4 protein-coding genes are annotated in these 4,438 nt (G+C 37.8%); all 4 read right to left on the bottom strand.

The genetic code is table 11. The features are described 5' to 3' along the window. Positions 1 to 247: 247 nt before the first annotated feature. A complete protein-coding gene (locus tag AB1414_16260) occupies positions 248 to 964 on the bottom strand; it encodes a response regulator (GenBank protein ID MEW6608973.1) in 717 nt (238 codons plus the stop codon). 57 nt (positions 965 to 1,021) lie between these two features. Beyond that, positions 1,022 to 3,049 carry an ATP-binding protein gene (locus AB1414_16255; GenBank protein MEW6608972.1) on the bottom strand — a complete coding sequence of 676 codons (2,028 nt, stop codon included), beginning with the start codon at positions 3,047 to 3,049 and terminating at the stop codon, positions 1,022 to 1,024. A 65-nt stretch (positions 3,050 to 3,114) separates the two neighbouring features. Further along, on the bottom strand, positions 3,115 to 3,945 hold the full coding sequence (locus AB1414_16250; GenBank protein MEW6608971.1) for a PEP/pyruvate-binding domain-containing protein: 831 nt from the start codon (positions 3,943 to 3,945) through the stop codon (positions 3,115 to 3,117). A 33-nt stretch (positions 3,946 to 3,978) separates the two neighbouring features. Next, positions 3,979 to 4,173, bottom strand: a complete 195-nt coding sequence (locus AB1414_16245; protein ID MEW6608970.1) for a hypothetical protein — start codon at positions 4,171 to 4,173, stop codon at positions 3,979 to 3,981. Positions 4,174 to 4,438: the final 265 nt, after the last annotated feature.

Raw genomic sequence — 4,438 nt, 5'->3', positions numbered from 1 at the left:
TGATTGTGGAAAACAACAAATTTCCATAAATTTCTATTAGTTTCTATTAATTTCAATTTTTTTAATAATATCTCCCTATCTCCTTAATCTCCACATCTCCTTTTGTTACACTACCTGAACGCTTACCCTTTTTTTAACCGCAAAGAACGCAAAGAAATCAACCGCAAAGAACGCAAAGATTAAAGGAGAAAGGAATCATAGAAAATTCACGAAACTCCAGCTCCACTCCCCTGGACATAACCGCTTCTCATTTTATCGTCTCTTTCAGCAACTTCAATAATTCAGCCGTATCAATTGGCTTTTTCAGACAGGCATAAGCGGATAAATACCTGGCTTCGTTAAGTAAATCTGGCAAATCATAGCCCGTAATGACAATGACTACCACATTAGGATTTACTTGTTTAGCCTCTTTCAAAACAACAATCCCATCTACTTTCGGAAGTTTGAGGTCAAGGATAATACAGTGATATAATCCCGTTTTAAGCATTAGTAAAGCTTCTTGCCCATCTTTAGCCAAATAAATCCGATACCCCTTTTCTTCAAGAATACGACATAAATTCTCTCTTATCCCTTCATCATCATCGACAATTAAAATAGTTGGGCGATTCTCACTGATGGCTTTGGCAATCAAGGTTATGACCTTGTCTAAGTCAAATGGTTTATGAAGGCAGGCATAAGCCCCTCTTTCCAAAGCGGTCTCTATTAAATCCTCTACTGCAAAACCCGTCATCATAATTACCGTTGTGTTTTTATCAATCTCTTTAATTTGAAGAAATGTCTCCACCCCATTTAAACCAGGTAACCTGATATCCATCAGGATAAGGTCATAATGGGTCTTTTTTACCTCTTCAATAGCCTGATAACCATCCAGAACAAGTTTTACTTCATAACCTTTAATCTTAAGGATGTGTTTCAACACATCTGCTAAATCTGGTTCATCCTCAACAATTAAAATTTTAGTCATTATCTTACTCCTGAAAAACGCTGACTTTTCTGACATCTCTGACAAAATAATTTATTTTCATCCCTGTTTGTCTTCACTCTCTCTCGTGGACATATCCGTTTTTTGGGGCAGTTTAATCGTAAATGTTGCTCCTTTTCCTTCTTTACTTTCTACTCCAATCTTTCCCTGATGTGCTTCGATGATGCGCTGGCAGATAGCCAAACCCAAACCTGTGCCTTTTCCCTTAGTGGTATAAAAGGGGTTAAATATCTTTTCTACCTCTTCGCTACGAATACCCACACCATTATCTTTAATCCTTATCAAGACAAACCTACCTTCTTTATGGGTAAACTCTTGAGTGTTAATCTCCAATCTTTTTTCTTCTCTTTCTCCCATAGATTCAACGGCATTCTTGATGAGATTAAAGAAAACTGCTTTTAGTTGTTCTGGGTCAGCTTTTAGGGGAGGGAGAGATTTAGTTAAATTCTCTTTTATTTTCACCTCTGCCTTCATCTCATTCTCTAAGTCTTTTAATGTCTCCTGGAGTAAATTATTTACATCTACAGAGCTAACCTTAAGTATAGGTGGTCTTGAGAAGGATAGAAGGCTGTTTATGTAAGATGTTGCCCTATCTACAGCTTTATCAATCTGGCAAAGTGTTTTCTGGATAATTTCGTCTTTGGCTATAATTTGAGACAGGTAATAGACTCCACTCTTAATCACCGTTAAAGGATTTTTTATCTCATGGGCAGACTCAGCCGCAATCTGGCTTGCTGCGGCTAATTTCTCTGCGGCAATGAGTTTTTCCTCCGCCTGCTGCCGTTCAATTATTTCTTGTTTAAGCCCTTCATTAAGTCTTTCTAATTTCTTGTTCTGTTCATCAACCAGATTGAGTAAGGAATAGAGTTGATTGGAAACCTCACCAAGGGAGTAAGTAATATCTTGACTTAAAAGGTCTATTGGCTTATGAAAATCATCATAAACAGCCGCTCCAACTATAGCCCATTTTAATTCCCCGCTATCCATGGGGACAACATGCCAAATTTTATCTACAATCTCTCCTTTGTCATTTATCCCCTGATATGGCGCGTAGAATTCTTCACCATTTAAAGCCCGGTTATAGACATCCCAAAAACCATAGAGATATTGGGCTGGTCTCTTTTTCTCCTTAAGCTCTTTCATAGGTAAGTTGATAATCTCTTTATCAGGATGAAAGATAATCCTGCCACTCTCTCTATCTATAATGCCAATGTAGCCAAATTCCCCTATCTTTTGAGAAACAAGGGAACAAAACCTTTTATCTTCCTGAAGCCCTTTAAGGGTTACAGAAGGCAGAGATGAAAGATAGATTTCTATTGCTTTTTTGAGATTATAGACTATCTCTCTGGTAAGGCTTATCATTATCTTTTCCCCATGTTTTTGGGTTATTTTAATGGCTTCACCTTCTAATCCAAGGAAAAGATTAAAAAATCTACCCATTATCCCACTTAGCCACTTAGCCTCAGAAATCTTTAGCCTTTTTCTTAATAGATATTCCCTGGCTATTGTTTTGGTTGTATCAGAGTAAAACCATTTTTCTATATTAAAATTAAGGTATTTAAAAAATTCCTCTTCCCCAAGATTAAATTTCTGGCATAGAGCAGAAAACAATTCTGGTGTGTATCTTGAGAGTCTGTCTCCATCTTTAACCACCTCGTCCTCTTTTGAGATTAGTTGTTTTCTACTATCATGTCCGGTGATAATCTCAACAATCTTTTCCTTTTCGTCTGTTGTAAATTTAAGTTCTGAGAGGATATTTTGAGCGATAAGGCTACTTTCTATCTCATGCTTATGGAGTAAGATGGCATTTGAAAAGGCAATTCCTCTTCCATTCAAATTTTCTGAAAGGAAGGCAGGCAATCTAATCATCCTTTCTTCCTCAAAGGAAAAGGCACTCCAGCCTGTATCGTGAAGAAGAATTGCCGGGATGATAATCCTTTCATCGCCGCCTTCTATAGCCATTAACCTTTTTGTCATCTCTAAGGCTTTTTCGAGATGAATTACATCAAACTCATCCCGACAATATTTTTTTGCCCTTTCCAGGATAACATCAAAAATTTCATTCATAATCTTTCACTCCTGACTCTTTGATTCTTAAGTTTAGATTCTAACTGCTTATGCTGGTAAAGGCACTAATTTCTTCTATTCCATACACTTTCTGGTCTTGTCTGTAAGATGATGAGCTCTCCATTTTCCTGCTCAATCGCCCATTCGATATCCTGATAAGAGCCAAAGTGTTGCTCTATCGTTTTCGCCAGATGAGTGAGTTGATAGACATATCTTTCTTCTAAAATCTCGCCATTTATTTTATCTATCTGGTTTGTAATCTTATCAACCATCAAGCGATTTGGAGTTCCCTCACCTGAAGTAACCAGTTGTTCCTTTGCATATTCAATCAAAATCTTTGACGGGTCGCCGCTGATTGGGTCTATGGTCATCAGAACGCCCGCAAATCTTGAGTTTATCATCTCCTGGACAATTACCCCCATGGCCATATCCTGTATATTCTGGTAACCTTTACCTAATGTCTGTAGATAGCTTAACAAATGGGGATTGAAGGCACTCTGCCAGCATCCCTTAATGCTTTTTAAAACCCCGCTTTCTTCTACATTAAGGAATGTCTCATACATTCCGGCAAAGCTTGTATGTGGTAAATCCTCCCTACTTGAAGAAGACCTTACCGCAAACAGGCTTTCTTTTTTAACCCTTGATGAAAGGAGTTGGCAGGCTTCGTTTATTTCACCAGACATTTTATCTGGCATTTCAAGTCCTACCAAAAGATGACCAATATTTTGCCCTAAGTCATAGAGCTGATGTGTAGCCACAAAGTCCACAAATGCCTTTTTGGTAACCACAAAACCCACCGGGACAGATATGTTTATTCTCTTCAATTCAAATAAATTAGCGGCTTTATTGCCCACCTCCTCAGATGTAACCATTTCGTTATCCCATTTAATGTACATAGAGTTCTTTCCTGAAATTTCTGCTTCTTATCTTTACCTCAACCACTTCACAATTCCAGCCATACAAGCAATCTGCCCTATCCAGAATAGAAACATCCATTTGATAATTTCTGATTTGAACTGTGCCATTTCAACTCTGATTTTTGAAGTTTCCTCTTTCACTTCAGCCCTCACTAAAGCAAATTCCTCTTTAACTTCAGCCCGAAGTGAGGTAACTTCTTCTTTCATCTCAATCCTTCCTCCAGAAATTCTTGCCTCAAGTTTCCCTTCCATGATTGCAATATCTGACCTTACTCCATTGATTTCCTCAGAAAGCCTTCTTGCGAATTTCTCTTCTAATAGGGTAATAACATCCTCCTTTGTTCTTCTGGAGTTTCGTTAATTTAAGGAGCCATTGAGGCTATCTGAATCCTTATCAATCTGTTTATTTTGCTCAAAGATGGCAAAATTAGGCTCAAAAGCCTGATGATTTTTTTGCAACTTATCCTTTGAA

It is taken from the genome of bacterium (assembly GCA_040755795.1).
In the GTDB taxonomy this organism is placed as follows: Bacteria; UBA9089; CG2-30-40-21; order CG2-30-40-21; family SBAY01; genus JBFLXS01.
Note: the sequence above shows the minus strand (reverse complement) of the source record. Positions and strands in the feature narration are given on the sequence as shown.